We start from the raw sequence: 16,442 nt of genomic DNA, 5'->3' as shown, positions 1-16,442 counted from the left end.
AACGTGCAGCCGGATTGATTCGGCTGGTGAGGCCTGTAGTTTTAGCGCTCCCGACGTTACCCAACAAACGACCTTTAAGAGAGATATCATTCCGTTTATTCATGCTGCGAACTGCTGGTAGAAAGAAACAAGAAAAAAGGACAACCAATGCTGAATAAACGCTACTTGCCGTCGATCACCGCGCTGCAGTGTTTTGAGGCCGTCACCCGGCATTTGAGCTTCACCCGGGCGGCTGAAGAGCTGAACCTGACCCAGAGCGCTGTCAGCAAACAGGTCGCGCAACTCGAAGAATTGCTGCAGCACCTGCTGTTCCGCCGGGTGCGCCGACGCCTGCAAATGACCCCGGCCGGTGACTTGTACCTGGTGGAGGTCAGAAAAATCCTCACGCAGGTCGAGATGTCGACCCACTACCTTCGCTCCTACGGCGGTGAAACCGAAGTCCTGCGCGTCTCGACGCCTCCGACCTTCGGCGCGCGCTGGCTGGTGCCACGCTTGAAAGGCTGGCGCCTGCGCCATCCGTCGATCCATCTCGACTTGTGCAGCGAACAGGAAGCCGACGATCTGTTGCAAGGTCGCAGCGACCTGGCGTTTTATTTCGGCCAGGGCTCTCGGCCCGGCACCGAATGCCTGAAGCTGTTCGGCGAAGAACTGGTGCCGGTCTGCGCACCGGGCAGCCTGCCGGACACGCCGTTCACCGATCCTACGCAGCTCACCGACCTGGTCCTGCTGCAAAACGCTTCCCGACCCCAGGCCTGGCACGACTGGTTTGACAGTCAGGGCTACCACACCGAACACAGCTACCATGGTCCGCGTTTCGAAACCTTTTATATGTGCATCCGCGCCGCCCAGGTCGGCTGCGGCGTGGCGCTGTTGCCGCGGTTTCTGGTGGAAGAGGAATTGGCCGACGGCAAATTGGTCATACCCTGGCAGCACGCGATGCCCAGCACCGACGCCTATTACCTGGCGTATCCGGAGCACTCGGCGGAAGTGCCGAAGGTGCGCGATTTTGTGAAGTGGATGCTGGAGCAGATTGATAGCCCGGAGACAGCACAAATTTAGGGTTACACCACAATACCTGTGGGAGCGAGCCTGCTCGCGAAGACGGCGGCACATTCAACATAGATGTGACTGAAAGACCGCTTTCGCGAGCAGGCTCGCTCCCACAGTAAACCGTGGCGGTTTAAAAAATCACTGGCAGTACCTGCCGTTGATATGCGCCACTAGCCCCATTCATTGAAACAGCTGCAACGTCGCTGCCACAGGCCGCGGCCAGCCGGAGAACCCCGTTATGAGCGAGAGCGTGTTTGGCGATCGCATCGTGCAGAACCTGCTCGACACCGACTTCTACAAACTGACGATGATGCAGGCGGTGCTGCACAACTACCCGAACGTGGAAGTCGAATGGGAGTTTCGTTGCCGCAACAGTGAAGATTTGCGCCCGTACCTGGCGGAAATCCGCTTCCAGATCGAGCGCCTCGCTGAGTTGAGCCTGAGCGCCGACCAGTTGAGTTTCATGGAGCGCATCAGCTTCATGAAGCCGGATTTCCTGCGCTTTCTCGGGTTGTTCCGCTTCAATCTGCGCTACGTCCACACCGGTATCGAAAACGGCGAGCTGTTCATCCGCCTGCGCGGGCCATGGCTGCACGTGATTCTGTTTGAAGTGCCGCTGCTGTCCATCGTTAGCGAGGTGCGCAACCGCTATCGCTACCGTGAAGTCGTCCTGGAACAGGCGCGCGAGCAGCTCTACCGCAAGTTCGACTGGCTCACCACCAACGCCAGCGTGGAGGAATTGTCCGAATTGCAGGTAGCCGATTTCGGCACTCGTCGTCGCTTCTCGTACCGCGTGCAGGAAGAAGTGGTGAACGTGCTCAAGCACGATTTCCCCGGGCGTTTTGTCGGCACCAGCAACGTGCACCTTTCACGGGAGCTGGACATGAAACCGTTGGGCACCATGGCCCACGAATGGATCATGGCCCATCAGCAACTCGGCCCGCGGTTGATCGACAGTCAGATTGCCGCCCTCGATTGCTGGGTCCGCGAGTACCGTGGCCTTTTGGGGATCGCCCTCACCGACTGCATCACCACCGATGCCTTTCTCAGCGATTTCGACCTGTATTTCGCCAAGCTGTTTGACGGCCTGCGCCATGATTCCGGGGACCCGGTGCTCTGGGCAGAAAAGGCCATCGCGCACTATCACAAACTGGGCATCGACCCGATGAGCAAGACGCTGGTGTTCTCCGATAGCCTGACGCTGCCAAAATCCCTGGAGATTTTTCGGGCGTTGCGCGGTCGGATCAATGTCAGCTTCGGTATCGGCACCAACCTGACGTGCGATATTCCGGGTGTCGAACCGATGAGCATCGTGCTTAAAATGGCCGCCTGCAACGGCCAGCCCGTGGCAAAGATTTCCGATGAGCCTGGCAAGACTCACTGCAAAGACCCGAATTTCGTCGCCTATTTGCGACACGTTTTCAAAGTACCTGCTGCCATTTCCAGCACATCAAGCAAGGAGTGAATTCATGCAAGCCGAACAGCGTGAGATTGCTGAACAGCTCAAGGTCCAGCCGCCGTTCGCTGACCAGGCCGCCCTCGAGGCTGAAGTCGCCCGGCGGATTACCTTCATCCAGGATTGCCTGGTCAATTCCGGGCTCAAGACCCTGGTGCTCGGTATCAGCGGCGGCGTCGACTCCCTGACCGCCGGCCTGCTGGCCCAGCGTGCCATGCGCGAACTTCGCGAGCGCAGCGGTGACGACAGCTACAAGTTCATCGCCGTGCGCCTGCCGTACGAAACCCAGTTCGACGAACACGACGCCCAGGCCTCGGTGGATTTCATCGCCCCGGACGAGCGCCACACCGTGAACATCGGTCCGGCGGTCAAATCCCTGGCCAGTGAAGTCGCAGCCTTCGAAGGCAAGCACGCAGTCTCGGTGGATTTCGTGCTCGGCAACACCAAGGCGCGGATGCGCATGGTCGCCCAGTACACCATCGCCGGCGCAGCCCACGGCCTGGTGATCGGCACTGATCACGCGGCGGAAGCGGTGATGGGTTTCTTCACCAAGTTCGGTGATGGCGCCTGCGATCTGGCACCGCTGAGCGGCCTGGTGAAAAACCAGGTCCGGGACATCGCCCGCAGCTTCGGCGCACCGGAATCATTGGTGGAAAAAATCCCGACGGCGGACCTTGAAGACCTCTCGCCCGGCAAGCCGGATGAAGCGTCCCACGGCGTGACCTATGCCGAGATCGACGCGTTTTTGCACGGCGAGCCAGTGCGTGAGGAAGCGTTCAAGATCATTTGTGACACGTATAAAAAGACTCATCACAAGCGAGTGATGCCGTTTGCGCCTTGATTTCACCCCATAGGCGCCTGTAGGCGCCTGTAGGCGCCTGTAGGAGCCTGTAGGAGCCTGTAGGAGCTGTCGAGTGAAACGAGGCTGCGATCTTTGGACTTTGATTTTTAAGATCAAGATCAAAAGATCGCAGCCTCGTTTCACTCGACAGCTCCTACAGAGATTGGCGTTGACGGGATTTGCGTTGGCCAATAAGTAAACAAAAAAAAGCGTCCCAAGTGGACGCTTTTTTTATGCGTTCGATTCGATTACTTAAGCACAACAGTGCCTTTCATCATCGAGATGTGGCCAGGGAACGAGCAGAAGAAGCCGTACTTCTCGGCAGCATCGAGCTTCGACACGTCGAAGGTCACCGAGTCGGTTTCCTTGGCGCCGATGATTTTGGTGTGGGCGATGATGCGCGCGTCACCTTCCGGCAGGTAGTTCTTTTCGATGCCTGCGGCCAGACCCGCGGTGGCGATCGGCTGCATATCAGCTTCTTTACTCAGCACCCAGTTATGGCCCATGACGTTTTTAGGCAGGTTGCCGGAGTGTTTCAGCTCCACGGTGAACGTCTTGCAGCTCTTGTCGATGCTGATTTCCTTGGTATCGAAGGACATCTGGTCAGTCGAGTCGACAGTGACCTTGCACTCGGCAGCCATCAATTGGCTGCTGGCCAGAGTCAGCAGGGATACTGCAACAAGTTTGGCAAACATGGTGAATCTCCAAGGCAGGGTTAATAAAAGTGCGAGTGGACAGAAGACTGCCTGAAAACTTCGCAAGTTCCTATGACCTGAATCAAAAATTGTATACAACTTTAGAGCTATGACACCTATCGAAACAATCTACCAGCCAGACGTCTGGGACGGCCCTATCATCAGCGCGTCCTCACCCATCTGGAGCGTCAGTCATGTCCCTTAACAGCCTGTTGCGCAGTTTGCTCGCCGCCTACGCCTGTGGCGCCAGCGGAACCTGTGGAACACCTGAAAGCGAAGTGTAGACCTTGGAACGCCGCGTGCCTGCCTTTACTCTGTGGCCATCCTGACCATGGAGTAAGGCATGTCTTTAGCGTCCGTTTGTGTATTTTGCGGTGCCAGCACTGGCACCAACCCGGCTTATCGTGAAGCGGCTGTCGCCTTGGGGCGAGCATTGGCCGAGCGTAAGCTGACCCTAATTTATGGCGGCGGCGCGGTCGGACTGATGGGCATCGTCGCCGATGCTGCGCTGGCGGCCGGCGGTGAAGTGATCGGGATCATCCCGCAAAGCCTCAAGGACAAGGAAATCGGCCACAGCGGCCTGACTCGTCTGGAAGTGGTCGACGGCATGCACGCACGCAAGGCGCGAATGGCCGAACTCAGTGACGCCTTTATCGCCCTGCCCGGCGGCCTGGGCACGCTGGAAGAACTGTTCGAAGTCTGGACCTGGGGCCAGCTCGGCTACCACGGAAAACCACTGGGGCTGCTGGAAGTGAACGGTTTCTATAGCAAATTGACGTCTTTTCTCGATCATATCGTCGGCGAAGGCTTCGTTCGCGAACCGCACCGTGACATGCTGCAAGTGAGCGAATCGCCGCAAACCCTGCTTGATGAACTCGATGCCTGGCAGCCGACAGTGGTGCCAAAGTGGATCGAGCAAAAACCCAGCTAACGGCTGGGCATCGATACAGGGCAGAATACGCGCCGCTCAACCTCACCTTCGACCCCAGAGGATCGCCCATGGCTAAACCCAATTATTCCTTCGCCAAACGTCAGAGAGACTTGGCCAAGGAGCAGAAGAAAGAGGAAAAGCTTCAGCGCAAGAAAGCTACAGCTGAAGAAGAAGCCGCCGCACTGAACCCGGATGCAGAAGGTGAAGTGGCCGCAGAAGACGCAGTTGAAACACCGAAAGATCAGGCGCCCGACGCCTGAGACCCTCAGGGCCCGATGATCTGATCAGGCCCACCGGATCTGTGTCCAGGGTCAGCAGTCTCTTTGCTGACCCTCACAGTCCCATCTGAAATGCCCCCTCCAGAACTGACTTGCCCATTCCCTTGTGGGAGCGAGCCTGCTCGCGATGACGGCGGCACGCTTGGGGACTGATGCACCGCTATCGCGAGCAGGCTCGCTCCTGCAGTGGATCGTGGTCACTCCAGTGGCATTACGGTGACGCGGACTTCCGGGTCATGATTACCCCCTCCCAGAATCACCCCGCGCAACGGCGATACATCGGAAAAATCCCGGCCCCAGGCCAAGGTGATGTGTTCCAGCGCTGGCTGCACGTTGTTGGTCGGGTCGAAATCCACCCACCCGAGCACCGGGCAAAACACTGAAACCCAGGCATGTGACGCATCGGCGCCGATCAGTCGCGGCTGGCCCGGTGGTGGCTGGGTCAGCAGGTAGCCACTGATGTACCGCGCCGCCAACCCACGGGAGCGTACGCAGGCGAGCATCAGGTGAGCGAAGTCCTGACAAACACCGCGCCGGCGCTCCAGCACTTCCACCAGCGGCGTCGCCACTTGGGTCGCCTCGGCATCGAAGGTGAACTCGCTGAAGATCTTCTCCATCAGCGCCTGAACACCCAACAGCAGCGGCCGACCCGGTGGAAAACAGCTTTCGGAAAACTCGACGAAGTTGCGTTTCAAATGCACGTAGGGCGATTCGAACCGGTAACGACACGCTTCCAGCAATTGGGGGGAAAGCGGCTGACTGCTGTAGGTCAACGCGTTGCGGGTTTCTTCCCACGCGGGGGATTGATTGAAAACCAGCGCGGGCCGGGCCAGCACTTCGACGGTGAGCCGGGCATTGACCAGCAATTCATCATGCGGCCGTTCGAACGCCAACCGGGTCAGCGGATTACCGAACACATCCAGTTCATCGCGGCGGCTCGTCGGGTCGGGACTGATCTGCAGTTGCTGCTCGGTGCAGCGCTGCCAGGCACACGCCCGTGGCCACAGGTGCGCAAGTTGCTGCGCCAGAGAGACCGGGCTGTCGTAGTGATAATGGGTGTCGTGGAGAATCTGGTAACGGGCGCTCATCAGACGGACACCGTGCGCTGGCTGACGTCATCGACGTGGGCGAAATGGCGCAACGCCAGACGATCCGACACTTGTCCGCTGGCGTCGGCGATCTCTTGTAACAGGTCGGCCAGCCCCTCGATGGCTGCCCGCACGCTGGCTTCGCCGAACAGCGAGTTCTCCAGGCATCCCAGATCGAACTGTGCCAGGCGTTCCACCAACTGCGGCAACCCCACTTCGCGAGGCACGCCGAAGTCGTCATTCAAGCGTTTCAAGGTACGAGTCACCAGTTTCAATTGAAACAGCACGGCATGAGGGTTCTGCTCGTCGAGCAGTAACAGGTCAAGCACCGGAATCAGTTGCGCCACCGCCAGATACCGCGAACGGTAGGTGATGCTGCTGTTGCCCAGCTCCAGCAGCCACTCCAGTCCGGCCTGATCGAAAGCACCGGCACCGCGCAAAAATGCCGCCAGGCTGGCGCTGAGAAATTGCAGCCGTTCGATCCGGCGGCCGATCATCAAGAAGCGCCAGCCTTCGTCCCGGGTCATATCGTCGAGGGCAAACCCGGATAACGCCGCCAGGGACATCACCAAACGGTTGAGGAAATCCAGCAATTCGCCGAAATCCGGCGCTTCGGCTTCCAGCTCCAGGGCCTCGCGCTGCAGCTCCACCAGCGCTTGCCAGTTTTCCCGTGAGAGCTTGCCGCGCACCTGCGAGGCCGCCCACTGCAAACGCTGCAGGTTGGAGCGCAGGCTGAACGACCAGTCATCGCCGAGCAATGCCGCCAGCAAACGCTCCGGCAACTCGCCTTCATCGGGCAACAACATCAACCGTTCGCCCAGATCGACTGCCGCCTCAAGGGCTTGAGGGTCGTCGCCATCGACATACCGCGCCAGCATGATTCGCAGCAGCCGCGCGCTGTCATCACAGCGTTCACAATAACGGCCGAACCAGAACAGGTTTTCCACCACCCGCGAAGGCAGATACGGATCCCGTCGCACCAAATCGTGTACGCCGATTGTGCGCTGGGTTTTCCATTGCTCACCGCTCGGCGGGCGATCGCCCAACACCCAGGTGTCCTTGCTCGCGCCACCGCGTTGCATCGACACCACTTCGGCGTCAGCCTCGGCGGCAACCCGGGTAAGGCCGCCGGGCAAAACCCGATAGCCCTCACGGCTGGCCACTGCGTACACGCGCATGCCAATGGCCCGAGGTTGCAGGTGACCGTCTTCAGCCTGCCAGATCGGCGCTTGAGAGAGCTGAGCCAATTCTTGCGCGACATAGGCGTAAGGCCGGGCCTGCATGCGCTCAGCCAGCTCCTGACGCTGTTTTTCACTCAAATCGCGGCCAAAAACCGGAGTAAAGCTCTGTGAGGGGAAAGCCGGTTTGATCAACAACTCCGGCAATTTTTCCAGGGCCTGGGCCAGCACCGGCGCTTCACCGCACCACCAGGTGGCGATGGAGGGCAGGATCAATTCTTCGCCGAACAGGAATTGATTGATCCTCGGCAGAAAGCCTAACAACCCCGGCGACTCCAGCACACCGCTGCCGAGGGCGTTGGCCACCAGCACCCGCCCTCGGCGTACCGCTTCCAGCAATCCCGGCACGCCAAGGGCCGAGTCAGTGCGCAGCTCCAGCGGATCGCAGAAGTCATCGTCGAGTCGCCGCATGATCGCGTGAACCCGGCGCAATCCGCTCAAGGTTTTCAGGTAGACCGTGGCATCCCGGACGGTCAGGTCGCCGCCCTCTACCAGCGGATAACCGAGCTGGCGCGCCAGATAGAGGTGCTCGAAATAGCTTTCGTTGAAACGTCCCGGCGTCAGCAGCACGATCAGCGGCGCGTCATTATCACTGGGCGCCTGACGGGCCAGGGTTTCCTGAAGCGTGCGAAAGAACCCGGCCAGGTGCTGCACTTTCAGATCGCGATACAGCTCGGGAAAGGCGCGGGACACGATCGTGCGGTTTTCCAGCGCATAACCGGCACCGGATGGCGCTTGCGTCCGATCCGCCGTGACCCACCAGCGACCGTCAGGCGTACGCGCCAGATCCACGGCGTACAGATGCAGAAAAGCCCCGTCGGGGGGCGTAATGCCCTGACAGGGCCAGAGGAAATTGTTGTGACCGAAGACCAGTTCAGCAGGCAGCAGACCCTCAGCGATCAGCCGTTGCGGGCCGTACAAATCTGCCAGCACAGCATTGAGCAAGCGTGCCCGCTGGGCGATCCCCGCCGATAACTGCTGCCATTCATCAGCCGCAATCACGTGCGGCAGCAGATCAAGTTCCCAAGGTCGATCCGCCCCCTTGGGATCGGCGTAGACGTTATAGGTCACGCCGTTTTCCTGGATCTGCCGAGTCAGCAGCGCCTGACGCTGCACCAATTGTGTTGGCGTGCTGCGCTGCAATTGATCGAACAACCGACGCCAATGCGGGCGTACCGCGCCGTTGTCGTCGAGCAGTTCGTGATAAGTGCCCGCCGTCAGCGGGTAGCGGTCAAGCAGGTCAGGCATGGAAAGCTCGGCAGACAGCTAGGAACGGTCAGACTAACGCAGGCTCATGACGCCCGGATATACGAAAAATCCGAGCGTCGCGTACGGTTTAGAAACGTCGTAAATCGAGAGTCATCGGTAGCTCGTCGTTAATTTCCATATTGGGTATAGGAAGTTTCCCCGGCGTATGTCCGATGCGGAAAAAACGCGCCATTCGACGGCTCTCCGCCTCATTGGCGTTCACCGGCAAGCTGTCGTAGTTGCGCCCGCCCGGATGGGCAACGTGGTACTGACAACCACCCAGCGAGCGCTGCATCCAGGTGTCGAGCAGGTCGAATACCAACGGCGCATGGACCGGGATAGTCGGTTGCAGGCAGTTGGCCGGTTGCCAGGCGCGAAAACGCACCCCGGCGACAAACTCGCCGACCCGCCCGGTGGGTTGCAATGGCACTGGAATGCCATTGCAGGTCAGCACATAACGCTGTGGTGACAGGCCCGTGAGCTTGACCTGCAAGCGTTCCAGCGACGAATCCACATAACGCACCGTGCCGCCGACCGCGCCCTCTTCGCCCAGCACATGCCAGGGCTCCAGCGCTTGACGTAATTCCAGTTCGATCCCGCTGACCGCGTAATCGCCGACCTTGGGAAAACGAAACTCAAGATGCGCCGCAAACCACTCGGCGCGCACCGGATAACCGGCGGCATTGAGGTCGACGATGACGTCGGCGAAATCCTGTTCGATAAAGTGGGGCAACAGGAATCGGTCGTGCAGCTCCGTGCCCCAGCGCGCCAGTTTCGGCGGTGCATAAGGCTCGCGCCAGAATCGAGCCACCAGCGCCCGCAGCAACAACTGTTGTGCCAGGCTCATGCGAGCATGGGGCGGCATCTCAAAGGCGCGTAATTCGAGCAACCCCAGGCGTCCCGTCGCGCCATCCGGTGAATACAGCTTGTCGATGCAGAACTCGGCGCGGTGCGTGTTGCCGGTCACGTCGATCAGCAGGTTGCGCAGCAGCCGATCCACCAGCCACGGCGCGCACTCCTCACCCGCCTGAGGCATCTGGGCAAAGGCGATTTCCAATTCATACAGCGCATCATTACGCGCTTCATCAACCCGTGGTGCCTGGGACGTCGGGCCGATGAATAATCCGGAAAACAGGTAGGACAAGGACGGGTGGTTATGCCAGTAGCTGATCAGGCTGCGCAGCAGATCGGGGCGGCGTAGAAACGGTGAGTCAGCCGGTGTCGCGCCGCCCAGTACGAAATGGTTACCGCCGCCGGTGCCGGTGTGCCGGCCGTCGATCATGAATTTCTCGGTGGTCAGTCGGGTCTGGCGCGCTTCTTCGTACAGAAATTCGGTGCGCTCGACCAGTTCATCCCATGTGGCGGACGGCTGCACGTTGACCTCGATCACACCCGGATCGGGGGTGATCCGGAAGTTGCTCAGGCGCGGATCGCTCGGCGGTTCATAGCCTTCCAGCAACACCGGGCAATGCAATTCCTCGGCGGTGGCTTCGATGGCGCTGACCAGTTCCAGATAATCCTCGACCCGCTCCAGCGGCGGCATGAACAGGTACAACCGGCCTTCTCGCGCCTCCGCGCAGAACGCGGTGCGGGTCAGCCAATCGGCGGACTCGTCGATCTTTGGCGTGCGTTCTTCAGCCACCGCAGGCTCGCCCTGGCTCTGAAGTTGGGCAGTGTCGGGCAGCGCGGGGAAATCCTGATTCGGGTCCACAGGATGAATGAACGGGTATTCCGCCGCTTTCACCCATGGCTGCGAGCCGAGCGGCAAGCGATAGCCCAGCGGCGAATCCCCTGGCACCAGTCGGCAATGCTCGTCGCGCAGATACCAAGGGCCGCTTTGCCATTGATCGCCCTTGGCGGTGCGCGCCAGCGGCAGGACCTGGCCGATGACCTTGTCCAGGCCCTGGCTGAAGACTTTGCGCAGGCGCGCCCGCTCCAGCGGCTCTTCCAGACGCGAGTCTTCGGCGCTGACGTTCTGCGGCAAAGTGCCTTCGCGCCAGAGGTAATAGAAATTATCTTCGTAGGCTGGAAACACAAAACGTGTCGGAATTTTCAGGCGCTCAGCGACACTCGCCAGAAAACGCCCGGCCAACTCGCCATCGGCACCGTAGTCTTGCTGCTCATCGGCAATCAGCGCGCTGTTGCGCCAGATCGGTACGTTGTCGCGGCGCCAGTAGCAGTTCAACGACCAGCGCGGCAATTGCTCGCCGGGGTACCACTTGCCCTGGCCGAAATGCACCAGACCATTGGGCGCGTAGTGCTTGCGCATGCGCTGGAACAGTTCGGCGGACAGACGCCGCTTGTCTGGCCCCAGTGCCGCCGTGTTCCACTCGGCGCCGTCTGGATCGTCGATGGAAACAAACGTCGGTTCGCCGCCCATGGTCAGGCGTACGTCACCCTCCAACAGGTCGGCATCGATCTGCCGACCCAACGCCTGGATCGCCAGCCATTGGTCTTCGGTGTAGGGCTTTGTTACCCGTGGTGCTTCCCAAATCCGCTCCACCGACATTTCGTGGGTGAATTCGCACTCGCACGGTTCAACCAAGCCACTGATCGGTGCCGCAGAGCCCGGATCGGGACTACAGGCCAACGGAATGTGTCCTTCCCCGGCAAACAGCCCTGACGTCGCGTCCAGGCCGATCCAGCCAGCACCGGGCAAATAGACTTCACACCAGGCATGCAGGTCGGTGAAGTCCACGTCAGTGCCCGACGGGCCGTCGAGGCTTTTGACGTCGGCGGTCAGTTGAATCAGGTAACCGGAGACGAAACGCGCCGCCAGGCCGAGGTTGCGCAACAACTGCACCAGCAACCACGCCGAGTCGCGGCAGGAACCAGAGGCATGTTCGAGGGTATGTTCGGGCGTTTGCACGCCCGGCTCCATGCGAATCAGGTAACCAATGTCCTCGCTCAGGCGCTGATTGAGTGCGACCAGAAAATCCACACTGGGCAGCGGCGTGCGGTCGATGCCATCCAGATACGCCTTGAATTTCGGCGTCAGGGGCAAGGTTTCCAGATACGGCGCCAGCTCCTTGCGCTCATCCGCTGCGTAGGCAAAAGGAATCTTTTCCGCGTAGGGCTCGAGGAAGAAGTCGAACGGATTGAAGACTGCCATCTCCGCCAGCAGATCGACTTCAATGCGCAGCTCTTGAGTTTTCTCCGGGAACACCAACCGCGCCAGGTAATTGCCCTGGGGGTCCTGCTGCCAGTTAATGAAGTGCTGCTCGGGGGAGACTTTCAACGCATAGGACAATATCCGCGTGCGGCTGTGGGCAGCCGGGCGCAGGCGAACGATCTGCGGACCGAGTTCGACGGCGCGGTCGTATCGGTAATGCGTGACGTGGTGCAATGCGACATGAATCGACACGGCGTGCCTCCTGCGAGCCTGGACGTTATCGAAAGCGGCGCAAGACTTATGCCAGAGCAGCGGTCATTGCGCTTTATCAACAGACCCGGTGCAGTACAGCACCAAAACGGCGCCGTGGCTGCGGTTATAGTGCGAGGGCTGCACATATTTGTGGCGCACGTGTGAGGCGCGGGGGCTGAATCTATCCAACTAACGGGCTTTGTGCTTTGCAATAAAAGCTTGGCGCAAGTGACGTACTTCAAGCAGCTTTTGGCGCATCTCGCGGTGACGTTTGCTGTTGAGCAGCAATAGCGCCAGCAGTGGGAACAGCAACGTCACAGCATAAACCAGGGGATGCACCTCATATGCAATGGTGGGCAATACCCCAAGAAAACAAAGGGCCAGGAGCACGACCAGAGGTCGCACCCATTGCGGGCGACCGCGCGCGACCATGAAATGGCAGTGCACGACGATGAGGGTCAGCGCGATCCCCCCGAAAAAAGAGTACTTGGCGTTGTCAGCCAACGGAAGGTTTCGAAAATAGCTTTCGAAAAACAAAGGCACCGCAAAGACCAGGGTAAAAATTGACGCGAATATTGCCCCCATGAAGACCGGGAAATACTTCGATAGAAAATGGCGAATGCTGGGCAGTTCATTCATTGCTCAGCCTCCTCGTACAGGCCTACGGCAATGGTGCGGACATTCCCCGAAATTGCACTGCCGGTAAAACCGATAGCGGCGCCCAAGGCGTCTTTTATCTGAGTGACCGTTGCATGCTTGACCTCGGTGGGTGTGAAACGCTTGGGCAATTCACCCGACAACTGCTTCAACTTGATCATCTTCGACGTCAAGCGCGGGTCGTTGATGCTCAATAGTTCTTTGGTCAATTTGGCACGTTCCTGTCGATTCAGCCCCCTGAGCACTTCCCTGACACTTTTCCCGGTCGTGGCCTTATTCAGCCTGACCAGTTTGAGTGTTGTCAGCGCGGATGCGCCTACCCCGACCAAGGACGCAGCATCCAGCGCAATCATGGTGTACTGGTACCACTCTTCGCTGTCGAGCTCATCGTTACGGGCAGGGTTGACGATCTCATTGCGGGTCCGATAGCCGCTGGCAAAACACTGCACGGTGCTGGCAGCCGCAGCGGTATAACCGAGCGCAGCGACCACCGTACTTGCCCCTGCCGAAAACGGAATAGCCACGGAACCACTGAGCACTACGATCCAGCCGATCACTGCACCCACGCACGATAAGCTGGTGTTGACTGCCTCACCCACCAGGCGCGATTCACGCGGATTGTCCCGCACCTGCTGGGCGAATTGAGCAGGCGCAATGTACTTCTGCGCCTCGCGCAAAATGATTCGCTTGGGCCTGATGCTGCAAATCGGCTTGAACTCGCGCAGGGTCACTACGTTGAATTCGGCATCGATGTACACCACGCCCGCGCCGACGATTCCGGGGTCGGCGTCGATGGCGGCGAACAGGCGTGGCAGGTTGATCTGGCTTTCGATGCGTTGGCGGGCCATGAACTGGGAGGGGCTGTAGTCCATGCCGATACCCGGTAAGGGGTTGCTCATGTGAATCGTCCTTGAAGATCGCGGGTTAAATCTTTAATGCCTGTGCAGGCGACTTCCGTCTTCCACAGGGTTGGCGTTGCACGGGAAATCGATTTTCCGGGCAGCCATTGAAGCGAGCGTCACCTTAGCAAACGGGCCGCACAGTCGCTAGAAAACAAAACGCCAGCACTCAGGCTGGCGTTTTGCGATATCGCGGGCAGATTAACGCGGCACGACTGGCTTGCGGGCCGGTTTGGGCCCCTTGCCTTTGGCCGCATCCTTGCGATCCTTGGCCGCCTGCTGGTTGCGGGCGAATGCCGCAGCCTTGGCCTGTTCACGCTTGTCCCACGGGTTGCCGCCATCGCTGGCGCGCGGTGGCAAGCCAGTGTGCTGGGTCAGGATCTTGGTGGTCTTCTCACCCGCAACTTTGTGGCTGCCAGCCGGCGTCGAGTTCTTGCGACGGGCGCTCTGGTAGCTATCGGTCGCCGGTTGGTGCAGCGGGATCAACTGGTTCTTGCCCGGCCCGATCAGGTCGGCGCGGCCCATGCGGGTCAGCGCTTCACGCAGCATCGGCCAGCCTTTGGGGTCGTGATAACGCAAGAACGCCTTGTGCAGGCGACGCTGCTCTTCGCTCTTGACGATGGTCACGGCGTCGCTCTTGTAAGTGACTTTGCGCAGCGGGTTCTTGCCCGAGTGGTACATCGCGGTGGCGGTGGCCATCGGCGACGGGTAGAACGCCTGCACCTGGTCGGCACGGAAGCCGTTGCCCTTGAGCCACAGGGCCAGGTTCATCATGTCTTCGTCGGTGGTGCCCGGGTGAGCGGCGATGAAGTACGGAATCAGGTACTGCTCTTTCCCGGCTTCCTTGGAGTACTTCTCGAACATGCGCTTGAACTTGTCATAGCTGCCGATGCCCGGTTTCATCATCTGATTGAGCGGACCTTCCTCGGTGTGTTCCGGGGCGATCTTCAGGTAACCACCGACGTGGTGGGTCACCAGCTCTTTGACGTATTCCGGTGACTCGACTGCGAGGTCGTAGCGCAGACCGGAAGCGATCAGGATCTTCTTCACACCCGGCAAGGCACGGGCGCTGCGGTACAGCTGAATCAGCGACGAGTGATCGGTGTTCAGGTTCGGGCAGATGCCGGGGAACACGCACGACGGTTTGCGGCACGCGGATTCAATTTCCGGGGTCTTGCAGGCGATGCGGTACATGTTCGCGGTCGGACCGCCGAGGTCGGAAATGACGCCGGTGAAGCCGGGGACCTTGTCGCGGATCTCTTCGATTTCGCGAATGATCGACTCTTCGGAACGGTTCTGGATGATCCGGCCTTCGTGCTCGGTGATCGAGCAGAAGGTGCAGCCGCCGAAGCAGCCACGCATGATGTTCACCGAGAAGCGGATCATGTCGTAGGCAGGGATCTTTTCCTTGCCGTACGCCGGGTGCGGAATGCGCGCATAGGGCATGCCGAACACGTAGTCCATTTCTTCGGTGGTCATCGGAATCGGAGGCGGGTTGAACCAGACGTCGACTTCGCCGTGCTTCTGCACCAGCGCACGGGCGTTGCCCGGGTTGGTTTCCAGGTGAAGCACGCGGTTGGCGTGAGCATAAAGAACTGCGTCACCGCGGACTTTCTCAACCGACGGCAAACGAATCACGGTCTTGTCGCGAGTCATCTTCGGACTCGCCAGGATCTGCACGACCTTGGCTTCGCTCGGGTCTTCAACCGGGCCCTTTTCCTGCTCGATGGCACAGGCTTGGGTGTCCTGGGTGTTCACGTACGGGTTGATGATCTTATCGATCTTGCCCGGACGGTCAATACGCGTGGAATCGATTTCGTACCAGTCTTTCGGGGTATCGCGACGAATGAACGCGGTACCGCGCACGTCGGTGATGTCTTCGATCTTGTGACCGTAGGACAGACGCTGGGCAACTTCGACGATCGCACGCTCGGCGTTGCCGTAGAGCAGGATGTCGGCGCAGGCGTCGATCAGGATCGAGTTGCGAACCCGGTCCTGCCAGTAATCGTAGTGGGCGATGCGACGCAGGGAGGCTTCGATGCCACCAAGAACGATCGGCACGTTCTTGTAGGCTTCCTTGCAACGCTGGCTGTAAACCAGGCTCGCGCGATCCGGACGTTTGCCCGCCATGCCGCCAGGGGTATAGGCGTCATCGGAGCGGATTTTCTTGTCGGCGGTGTAGCGGTTGATCATCGAGTCCATGTTGCCGGCCGCGACACCGAAGAACAGGTTCGGCTCGCCGAGCTTCATGAAGTCGTCTTTGGACTGCCAGTCTGGCTGGGCAATGATCCCGACGCGGAAGCCTTGCGACTCCAGCAGCCGGCCGATGATTGCCATGCCGAACGACGGATGGTCAACGTACGCATCACCGGTGACGATGATGATGTCGCATGAATCCCAGCCAAGCTGATCCATCTCCTCCCTGCTCATCGGCAGGAATGGCGCTGGACCGAAACATTCGGCCCAGTACTTGGGATAGTCAAATAACGGCTTGGCTGTTTGCATGACGATGACCGGTGTTGAGATGAAAAATCGCGGGCGCGGAATATAGCACAAAAAATAACCAATTCCGACAACAGCGGTCGGCTTTTACCCTCAGGCCTGCCCCCCTGACCGATACAGCACATTTCGCTGGGCAAAGGTCACTACATAGAGATTCTTCAAGCAAAAAACCCGCGAGTAATCTGGCGCTTCAAT

Annotated in this window: 12 protein-coding genes; 5 read left to right on the top strand and 7 right to left on the bottom strand. The window is 59.6% G+C overall.

The annotated features are described in order from the left end of the window. Positions 1-147: 147 nt before the first annotated feature. The 3 genes from BLW70_RS07930 (at position 148) to nadE (ending at position 3,347) form a co-directional block, all read left to right on the top strand. Positions 148-1,059 carry a LysR family transcriptional regulator gene (locus tag BLW70_RS07930; RefSeq protein WP_074873261.1) on the top strand — a complete coding sequence of 304 codons (912 nt, stop codon included), beginning with the start codon at positions 148-150 and terminating at the stop codon, positions 1,057-1,059. 229 nt (positions 1,060-1,288) lie between these two features. Next, the gene (gene pncB / locus BLW70_RS07925; protein ID WP_074873257.1) at positions 1,289-2,515 is read left to right on the top strand and encodes a nicotinate phosphoribosyltransferase; all 1,227 of its coding nucleotides are present in this window, start codon (positions 1,289-1,291) and stop codon (positions 2,513-2,515) included. A 4-nt stretch (positions 2,516-2,519) separates the two neighbouring features. After that, positions 2,520-3,347: an ammonia-dependent NAD(+) synthetase gene (gene nadE, locus BLW70_RS07920; protein ID WP_074873254.1), complete on the top strand. Its 828-nt coding sequence runs from the start codon at positions 2,520-2,522 to the stop codon at positions 3,345-3,347. A gap of 248 nt (positions 3,348-3,595) precedes the next feature. On the opposite strand, the gene azu is transcribed toward nadE, so the two are convergent. Further along, positions 3,596-4,042, bottom strand: coding sequence for an azurin (gene azu / locus BLW70_RS07915; RefSeq protein WP_046054918.1), 447 nt, complete (start codon positions 4,040-4,042; stop codon positions 3,596-3,598). A 343-nt stretch (positions 4,043-4,385) separates the two neighbouring features. Here azu and BLW70_RS07910 point away from each other — a divergent pair, with 343 nt between their 5' ends. Further along, on the top strand, positions 4,386-4,973 hold the full coding sequence (locus BLW70_RS07910; RefSeq protein ID WP_074873251.1) for an LOG family protein: 588 nt from the start codon (positions 4,386-4,388) through the stop codon (positions 4,971-4,973). Between the two features lie 68 nt (positions 4,974-5,041). Then, on the top strand, positions 5,042-5,233 hold the full coding sequence (locus tag BLW70_RS07905) for a hypothetical protein (protein ID WP_074873247.1): 192 nt from the start codon (positions 5,042-5,044) through the stop codon (positions 5,231-5,233). Between the two features lie 215 nt (positions 5,234-5,448). Here BLW70_RS07905 and BLW70_RS07900 read toward each other — a convergent pair whose 3' ends face one another. From BLW70_RS07900 to BLW70_RS07875, 6 genes are all read right to left on the bottom strand, one after another. Beyond that, entirely contained in the window at positions 5,449-6,339 is an 891-nt protein-coding gene (locus tag BLW70_RS07900; protein ID WP_074873245.1) for a transglutaminase family protein, read from the bottom strand. After that, positions 6,339-8,825, bottom strand: coding sequence for a circularly permuted type 2 ATP-grasp protein (locus BLW70_RS07895; protein WP_074873242.1), 2,487 nt, complete (start codon positions 8,823-8,825; stop codon positions 6,339-6,341). The genes BLW70_RS07900 and BLW70_RS07895 overlap by 1 nt, the downstream gene beginning before the upstream one ends. An 88-nt stretch (positions 8,826-8,913) precedes the next feature. Further along, a complete protein-coding gene (locus BLW70_RS07890) occupies positions 8,914-12,189 on the bottom strand; it encodes a transglutaminase family protein (protein WP_074873238.1) in 3,276 nt (1,091 codons plus the stop codon). Positions 12,190-12,378: 189 nt separating this feature from the next. Next, entirely contained in the window at positions 12,379-12,828 is a 450-nt protein-coding gene (locus BLW70_RS07885) for a hypothetical protein (protein ID WP_074873235.1), read from the bottom strand. Beyond that, positions 12,825-13,745 (bottom strand): Ssp4 family T6SS effector, encoded by a 921-nt coding sequence (locus BLW70_RS07880; RefSeq protein ID WP_074873232.1) that lies wholly within the window; start codon positions 13,743-13,745, stop codon positions 12,825-12,827. The genes BLW70_RS07885 and BLW70_RS07880 overlap by 4 nt, the downstream gene beginning before the upstream one ends. 201 nt (positions 13,746-13,946) lie before the next feature. Continuing rightward, a complete protein-coding gene (locus BLW70_RS07875) occupies positions 13,947-16,250 on the bottom strand; it encodes a YgiQ family radical SAM protein (protein WP_074873229.1) in 2,304 nt (767 codons plus the stop codon). Positions 16,251-16,442 lie beyond the last annotated feature (192 nt).

The organism is Pseudomonas frederiksbergensis (genome assembly GCF_900105495.1).
In the GTDB taxonomy this organism is placed as follows: Bacteria; Pseudomonadota; Gammaproteobacteria; order Pseudomonadales; family Pseudomonadaceae; genus Aquipseudomonas; species Aquipseudomonas frederiksbergensis.
The sequence above is the reverse complement of the archived record's forward strand: the minus strand, read 5'-3'. Positions and strand labels throughout refer to the sequence as shown.

Excerpts from the sequence above, each read along its gene's own strand:
- BLW70_RS07910 (WP_074873251.1), top strand. The coding sequence starts at position 4,386 with ATGTCTTTAGCGTCCGTTTGTGTATTTTGCGGTGCCAGCACTGGCACC.
- BLW70_RS07930 (WP_074873261.1), top strand. The coding sequence starts at position 148 with ATGCTGAATAAACGCTACTTGCCGTCGATCACCGCGCTGCAGTGTTTT.
- pncB (WP_074873257.1), top strand. The coding sequence starts at position 1,289 with ATGAGCGAGAGCGTGTTTGGCGATCGCATCGTGCAGAACCTGCTCGAC.
- BLW70_RS07905 (WP_074873247.1), top strand. The coding sequence starts at position 5,042 with ATGGCTAAACCCAATTATTCCTTCGCCAAACGTCAGAGAGACTTGGCC.
- BLW70_RS07885 (WP_074873235.1), bottom strand. The coding sequence starts at position 12,828 with ATGAATGAACTGCCCAGCATTCGCCATTTTCTATCGAAGTATTTCCCG.
- BLW70_RS07900 (WP_074873245.1), bottom strand. The coding sequence starts at position 6,339 with ATGAGCGCCCGTTACCAGATTCTCCACGACACCCATTATCACTACGAC.
- BLW70_RS07880 (WP_074873232.1), bottom strand. The coding sequence starts at position 13,745 with ATGAGCAACCCCTTACCGGGTATCGGCATGGACTACAGCCCCTCCCAG.
- nadE (WP_074873254.1), top strand. The coding sequence starts at position 2,520 with ATGCAAGCCGAACAGCGTGAGATTGCTGAACAGCTCAAGGTCCAGCCG.
- BLW70_RS07895 (WP_074873242.1), bottom strand. The coding sequence starts at position 8,825 with ATGCCTGACCTGCTTGACCGCTACCCGCTGACGGCGGGCACTTATCAC.
- azu (WP_046054918.1), bottom strand. The coding sequence starts at position 4,042 with ATGTTTGCCAAACTTGTTGCAGTATCCCTGCTGACTCTGGCCAGCAGC.
- BLW70_RS07875 (WP_074873229.1), bottom strand. The coding sequence starts at position 16,250 with ATGCAAACAGCCAAGCCGTTATTTGACTATCCCAAGTACTGGGCCGAA.